Consider the following 6,345-nt stretch of genomic DNA (forward strand, 5'->3'; position numbering starts at 1 on the left):
GTAATCTCGCAGAATTATCGATTTTTGTGTGGTCTCTACAACAAACTACTTATCTGAAAGTGTTTCGCTGGGCGGATCGATCGATTTCTGGTGAGGGTGCGATCGTGAAGGAGTTGACACAGAAATTACGGTTAGAATTTCCCCCGACACATCCCGCGCCACCAGCGATCGATCTCAGCGATAAGTCTATTTTTGAGGCGCTGGAGCCTTATTACCCGACGACGGTGAAATATTTTCAGAAGATGCCTAATGGGGAGGCGGATCTGCAACGGGTGTACTGGTGGGAAAAACGCTGGCGGGAGGGGGTGAAAAATCCCCAGCAGCCGAAGCAGGTGTTATTTCAGGTTGAGGATACGTCGCACTTGACAGCATCGTTACCGGATCGATCGAGGTACGATCTGATTTATATCGGTGGTGCGTTGGGTGTGATTCATGCGGCGGTGATGGCGCGATTGGGTTATCGGGTGCTGTTGCTGGAGCGGTTGCCTTTCGGGCGGATGAATCGGGAGTGGAATATTTCTCGCGATGAGTTTCAGCGGCTGATCGATCTGAATTTGTTTACTCCAGCAGAGTTTGAAGGGGTCATCGCCCGAGAGTATCTGGATGGGTTTAGTAAGTTTTTTGATGCTAATAATCCGCCCAATTGTCAGGCGAAGATCCTCGCTACGCCGACGGTGTTAAATATTTGTCTGGATGCTGAGGCACTATTGCGCGTCTGCGGGGACAAATTGCGCCAAGCGGGTGGGGAAATCTGGGATGAGACGGAATTTAGCCGTGCGGATATTTCGGAGCGGGAGACGGTCATTACCAGCCAGCATTTGCCAACTGGGAAGACGCGGATTGCACGGGGACGGTTGTTGGTAGATGCGATGGGTACTGCATCGCCGATTGCATGGCAGTTAAATGGCGTTCATGCTTTTGATAGTGTCTGTCCGACTGTAGGTGCGGCGATCGCCAGTGGCTTTGAGCCGGAGGTGTGGGATGCTAAATATGGGGATGTACTATACAGTCATGGGGATATCTCGCGGGGACGGCAATTGATTTGGGAGTTATTTCCCGGCGCGGGTGAGGAAATTACGGTGTATTTATTCCATTACCATCAAGTGAATCCTGAGAATCCTGGCTCGTTGCTGGAAATGTATGAGGATTTCTTCACGATTTTGCCGGAGTATCGACGGTGCGACATGGATAAGCTGGTGTGGCGGAAGCCGACGTTTGGCTATATTCCCGGCCACTTTACGGTCAGTAGTACCGATCGAGTGGTAGCATTCGATCGACTGATTGCGATCGGCGATGCAGCTTCCCTTCAGTCACCGCTAGTTTTCACCGGATTTGGTTCGCTAGTTCGCAATCTCCCCCGTTTGACTCACCTGCTCGATACCGCGCTCAGACACGATTTGCTCGATACCAGCGCTCTCAATCGGATTCGCGCCTATCAAAGCAATGTCGCGGTAACTTGGCTATTTTCTAAGGGGATGATGGTACCGACGGGGATGTCGTTACCACCAGCACGGATTAATGCGACGCTAAATACTTTCTTCGGGTTGCTAGCAAATGAACCGCCAGAGGTTGCGGATACATTTATTAAGGATCGGACTGATTGGGTGACGTTCAATCGGCTGGCGCTCAAAGCAGCGGGACAAAATCCGGCGCTATTATGGTGGATCTGGCAAATTGCGGGAGCGAAGGATATCTTCCGCTGGTTGGGTAGCTATATTATTTTCGGGCTAAACGCGATCGTCAATTTCCTGTTTAGCAGTTGGATTCCAGCGTTAGCAATCCAAATTCAACCTTGGCTGGAAGCTAAATCTCCCCGGCTCTGGTTGCGGCTACTCGCTTTTAGTTACAGTCTCAAAGCAGGTACGCAGTCACCACCAACCCCGCCAGCCGCTCCCAATCTCAGTAACAGTGATTCTGTAACTGTGGGCTAACATTTCTTCCTTTTGGACGATAACGATCGCCAGCAGTTTCGATATATTGAAGACGATCGACGATTTAACTAATCGCTGGCTGAGTCTTCATTATTAATCGGCGATCGATTGTTAACCCAGAGGAACGAGCAGATGCAAGATCCAGAATTGGATTCCTTAATTGATTCATTAGCCGAAGAGAATACGGATGAAGATGCCTATCGATCGGAAGTAAATGGCGATGAAGCTGTCGGCGGCAGTACCGCAGTTCCCAGTCAAAATGACACTGAAGAATTAGCAGAAGCTGTCGGTATCGATATTGAAGAAGGCTCGCCTTTAGCCATTGAAGAAACGATCGAAGCACGCGATCGCGATCGCTGGGAATTAGATCCAGATTCGGTTGCCGATAGTTAGACAAGATCAAATTTTCAGAGAGTGCATTTAACCCTAGTTTTGCCATAATCTCAGCAATCAGCATCCATTGCCGCTAGACGCTGGATTTCTGCTGTGAAGATCTCCGTGCCAACCATCCGGGATGTGGATAAAGCGGATTGAGCTTGCTTACCGATTGCCAAATCTTCTAGCCGTTCGAGTCGATCGATTTCGATCTCTACGCCATCTAACAGTCGATCTTCATCATCTGCCATCTCTTGAGTATAAGCTTCTAGATGTTGGGGATTATCCAGAATATCTTTAATAATTAAGTCTAAAAATAAAGCGAGCATTAATTTAAATTAATTTAACTCGTACTGTATTATTCTTCACTCTCAAATAAACTTTCTAAATCTTGGCGAGCATTAACTACACGCACAATTTCTAGTCCATCATCGATTAAACGATATAGAACGATATGGCTCTGAAGTGGGATACCGCGCAGATCGAATCGAATATGTGAGTAGCTTCTACCCATCGCTGGAAAAGTGGCTAGATTTCGACATTTTTTAGTGAATTCTTGCAGAAACTGTTCGCCAGCATTGACATTATGCTCTAAAAAATAGTCGGAAATATCATCGAGATCGCGCATGGCACTGGGCGCAATCGAACAGCGAATCATCAAGTTGTTTCCCGCGCTGACTGAAACTTTTGTTGTAGTCGCTCGATTACTAGATCTAGCTCAACTCCTTCTCCTCGATCGAGTTCGGCTATGGCGACATCTACTTTTTGGCGAGTGTCTTCAATCCAGCTTTGATATTCTCGTTCCCGTTCCAATAGCTTAAAAGCCTGAGCTACCGCCTCCTCAGCAGATTTAAACCTACCTCGATCGATTTGTGATTGGATAAACTGCTCTTGCTCTGGCGAGAGTGCAATATTCATACCAACTATCTCCCATTTTAAATAAAGCTTGACGCGTTCATTCCCATTTTAATCTGGGTCTAGCCATAGTTACTACTATGCACTTGGAAGTCAAAGGATGTTAGTAGTCGATCGCGATACCCCAAACCCGATATACTAGCCACTAGCATCCTCACTTCGCACTAATATATGACACGTTTAGCACTCCTGAGTGTATCTGACAAAACCGGACTGATTGAATTTGCCCGTCAATTGGTCGAAAAATTTGATTTTGAGATTGTCAGTAGTGGGGGTACCGCTCAAGCGCTGAAAGCTGAAGGGATTCCGGTGATGAAGGTGGCTGAATATACGGGTGCGCCGGAGATATTGGGTGGGCGGGTGAAGACTTTGCACCCGAAAATACATGGCGGGATTCTGGCGCGGCGAGACATGCCCGAACATATTGCAGATCTGGAGCAGCATCAAATTCGCCCGATCGATCTTGTCGTTGTAAATCTCTATCCCTTCGCCGCCACGATTAGCAAGCCTGGTGTCAGTTTAGCAGACGCGATCGAGCAAATCGATATCGGTGGCCCCGCGATGCTCCGCGCTGCGGCTAAGAATTTTGCACATCTGACGGTTTTATCCAATCCCGATCGATATAACGATTATCTCGCCGAACTGACTAAAAATAACGGGCAAGCCTCAATCGAGTTCCGGCAAGCCAGAGCATTAGAAACTTTCCAACATACCGCCGCTTACGATACGGCGATCGCGGGTTATTTGGCTGCTCAAGTAGGCGAAACTACAAATTATCAAATTTCTGCCCAACCATTACAGTCGCTCCGCTATGGCGAAAATCCCCACCAGCCAGCAGCATGGTATCAGACGGGTGCAGTGCCGACAGGTTGGACGAATGCCAAAATCTTACAGGGAAAGGAACTCAGCTATAACAATCTGGTCGATTTAGAAGCCGCACGGCGGATTATTGCCGAGTTTGGCGATACTCCCGCCGCGACGATTATCAAACATAATAATCCTTGTGGGACGGCGTTGGGCGATACTTTATTAGAGGCATACGATCGAGCCTACAATGCCGATTCTACCTCCGCTTTTGGGGGGATTGTAGCTGTCAATCGTCCGCTGGATGCCGATACGGCTCGATCGATGAGTCAAACTTTCCTGGAATGTATCGTCGCTCCTGAATGTACCCCTGAAGCGGCGGAAGTTTTTGCCACAAAGAAAAATTTACGGGTATTAACCCTAGCAGATCTCGCGACGGGGACGAAAGATAATGTCAAGATTATCGCTGGCGGACTGTTAGTTCAAACCGCCGACGAAGCGATCGAAACTACCGATAACTGGCAAGTCGTCACCACCAAGCAACCCACCCCCGCAGAATTACAGGAATTATTATTTGCCTGGAAAGTCTGCAAACATGTCAAATCCAACGCGATCGTCGTGACTAAAAATCGCGCTACGATTGGCGTAGGTGCCGGACAAATGAACCGCGTCGGCTCCGCCAAAATTGCCCTCGAACAGGCCGGAACCCAAGCCACAGGCGCAATTCTCGCCAGTGACGGTTTCTTCCCCTTCGATGATTCTGTCCGCACCGCCGCCGCCGCCGGAATTACCGCGATCGCCCAACCCGGTGGTAGTATGCGAGACAATGACTCGATCGCTGCTGCTAACGATCTAGGGATAGTCATGGTGTTTACAGGCGTTCGTCACTTTCTTCATTAGTGGACAGTGGATAGTGAATAGTGGATAGTAATTTTGGACGATTGCGTCCAGATATCAGACTCTTAATCTTCCTATCACCGCAAGTTTACTATCCACTATCCACTATCCACTATTCACTATTTACTAACTCGTGGAACTCAAAAACATCATCATCGCCCATAAAGCCAGAGATCGGAGCAGCCAAAATCTGGCGGAAAAAGCTGCTAAACAACTCGAACAAATGGGTTGTCATGTGATGATGGGGCCGAGTGGAGCTAAGGACAACCCCTACCCAGTATTTCTCGCCTCTACTAGCAAAACGATCGATCTGGCGATCGTTTTGGGTGGTGATGGTACGGCACTGACTGCGGCAAGGCAGCTATCTCCCGATGGTATCCCGATCTTAGCGATTAATGCGGGCGGACATCTCGGATTTTTGACCGAGCCACTAGAACTCTTTAATATTGACGCTCCCCTCGATGGTCATACCATCTGGGAAAGACTTGCGACCGATCGGTATGCGATCGAGCGGCGGATGATGCTCCAAGCCTACATATATGATGGTGACGATCGCAATTCCCCTCCCGATAGCGAAAAATTTCTCGCGCTCAATGAGATGTGTATCAAGCCAGCAGCGGCGGATCGGATGATTACATCGATCCTGGAGGTAGAGATCGATGGCGAAATTATCGATCAGTATCAAGGCGACGGGTTGCTCGTCTCTACACCGACAGGATCTACTTGCTACAATGTTTCCGCCAATGGCCCGATCGTTCATTCTGGCATGGCGGCAATGACGATTGCACCCATTTGCCCTTTGAGTCTTTCTAGTCGCCCGATTGTCATTCCTGCTGGCTCTAATGTCAGTATTTGGCCGTTAGGGGACTACGAACTCAATACCAAACTTTGGAATGATGGGGTGCTGGGCACCTCAATCTGGCCGGGACAGCGGGTAGATGTTCAGATGGCTGACTGTCAAGCCAAATTTATCATTCTCCGCGACAACTATTCTTATTATCAAACGTTGCGTGAGAAGCTGCTCTGGGCAGGTTCGCGAATTCGCTATGATGGGCATCATACTAGGAATTAGGCTTTAGGCTTTAGGGATTAGGGATTGGGGATTAGGCTTCGGGGGATGTGACCCATTTGGTGAAGTCAGAGATATCATGCTTCTAGTTCGACGCCGCCGCAACGCTTTCGCAACCTCAAGCAAGAACACAAAGCTCAAAGCCTAAAGCCTAAATGGGGGTTGAGGGCTAATTTTCGGTGTAATTTTGAGTTGCTAATTTCCGCTAAAAAGAGTGGATATCGCTCAAATACTACGAACTTCAGCAAATTAACGCACGATTGTCGCGTGAAATTGGGTGGGCAAAGTGAAACTAAACAGTTAGACTGTGGATTGAGAGCGCAGAATTATTTCTCAGGCTGCTCTTGATGAGAC

Annotated in this window: 7 protein-coding genes; 4 read left to right on the top strand and 3 right to left on the bottom strand. The window is 48.5% G+C overall.

Annotation, left to right across the window (positions count from 1 at the left end; translation table 11 throughout):
• Positions 1-1,931, top strand: a 1,931-nt coding sequence (locus RMO52_RS08210; protein ID WP_310412784.1) for a flavin-dependent dehydrogenase, incomplete at its 5' end; no start/stop codon positions are given.
• Positions 1,932-2,063: 132 nt separating this feature from the next.
• On the top strand, positions 2,064-2,324 hold the full coding sequence (locus RMO52_RS08215) for a DUF6335 family protein (protein ID WP_396134920.1): 261 nt from the start codon (positions 2,064-2,066) through the stop codon (positions 2,322-2,324).
• Positions 2,325-2,374: 50 nt separating this feature from the next.
• Here RMO52_RS08215 and RMO52_RS08220 read toward each other — a convergent pair whose 3' ends face one another.
• Genes RMO52_RS08220 through RMO52_RS08230 form a run of 3 tightly spaced genes read right to left on the bottom strand, consistent with a single transcriptional unit; the run spans position 2,375 to position 3,224 of the window.
• Positions 2,375-2,635, bottom strand: a complete 261-nt coding sequence (locus RMO52_RS08220; RefSeq protein ID WP_309738483.1) for a hypothetical protein — start codon at positions 2,633-2,635, stop codon at positions 2,375-2,377.
• Positions 2,636-2,664: 29 nt separating this feature from the next.
• A complete protein-coding gene (locus tag RMO52_RS08225; RefSeq protein ID WP_309738485.1) occupies positions 2,665-2,964 on the bottom strand; it encodes a type II toxin-antitoxin system RelE/ParE family toxin in 300 nt (99 codons plus the stop codon).
• A complete protein-coding gene (locus RMO52_RS08230; RefSeq protein WP_309738486.1) occupies positions 2,964-3,224 on the bottom strand; it encodes a type II toxin-antitoxin system ParD family antitoxin in 261 nt (86 codons plus the stop codon). The genes RMO52_RS08225 and RMO52_RS08230 overlap by 1 nt, the downstream gene beginning before the upstream one ends.
• Before the next feature lie 168 nt (positions 3,225-3,392).
• Between RMO52_RS08230 and purH the strand changes: the two genes are divergently transcribed.
• Together purH and RMO52_RS08240 are read left to right on the top strand one after the other, a co-directional pair.
• Positions 3,393-4,925, top strand: a complete 1,533-nt coding sequence (gene purH / locus RMO52_RS08235; protein ID WP_310412788.1) for a bifunctional phosphoribosylaminoimidazolecarboxamide formyltransferase/IMP cyclohydrolase — start codon at positions 3,393-3,395, stop codon at positions 4,923-4,925.
• A gap of 130 nt (positions 4,926-5,055) precedes the next feature.
• Positions 5,056-5,994: an NAD(+) kinase gene (locus RMO52_RS08240; RefSeq protein ID WP_309738490.1), complete on the top strand. Its 939-nt coding sequence runs from the start codon at positions 5,056-5,058 to the stop codon at positions 5,992-5,994.
• Positions 5,995-6,345 lie beyond the last annotated feature (351 nt).

Source organism: Chamaesiphon sp. OTE_8_metabat_110 (assembly GCF_031382685.1).
In the GTDB taxonomy this organism is placed as follows: Bacteria; Cyanobacteriota; Cyanobacteriia; order Cyanobacteriales; family Chamaesiphonaceae; genus Chamaesiphon.

Coding starts and splice junctions, on each gene's coding strand:
- purH (WP_310412788.1), top strand. CDS start 3,393: ATGACACGTTTAGCACTCCTGAGTGTATCTGACAAAACCGGACTGATT.
- RMO52_RS08230 (WP_309738486.1), bottom strand. CDS start 3,224: ATGAATATTGCACTCTCGCCAGAGCAAGAGCAGTTTATCCAATCACAA.
- RMO52_RS08225 (WP_309738485.1), bottom strand. CDS start 2,964: ATGATTCGCTGTTCGATTGCGCCCAGTGCCATGCGCGATCTCGATGAT.
- RMO52_RS08215 (WP_396134920.1), top strand. CDS start 2,064: ATGCAAGATCCAGAATTGGATTCCTTAATTGATTCATTAGCCGAAGAG.
- RMO52_RS08220 (WP_309738483.1), bottom strand. CDS start 2,635: ATGCTCGCTTTATTTTTAGACTTAATTATTAAAGATATTCTGGATAAT.